The organism is Bradyrhizobium sp. Kon58 (assembly GCF_055807455.1).
The window spans coordinates 1-232 of the sequence record NZ_JBVVOT010000692.1 but is presented as its reverse complement, the minus strand read 5'-3'; the positions used below and the strand labels follow the sequence as shown (position 1 = coordinate 232).

The 232-nt window shown below is 60.3% G+C and carries 1 protein-coding gene; it reads right to left on the bottom strand.

The genetic code is table 11. The features are described 5' to 3' along the window. On the bottom strand, nucleotides 1-232 hold a 232-nt coding region (locus tag AC0L20_RS41965; protein ID WP_473295990.1), incomplete at both ends, for an MBL fold metallo-hydrolase.

The window sequence follows — 232 nt, the reverse complement described above, 5'->3', positions numbered from 1 at the left end:
GGTACCGTGCTGGCCGCCGGTCTTGCTGATTTTGACGCCGCCGAACTGCGCCTCGTCGGTCAGCACATGCACATTCTTGAAACCTTGGGAGCGAATCAGTTGCGCGTCGGCTTCATGCTGGGCGAACAGCGGAATGTCCTTGGGCAGCGCTTGTTGTGCAGCATCATCCCAATGGTCAAGGTGAGTGTGGGTGACGATCACCGCGTCGACGCCGGCAATGACTTCAGCCGGC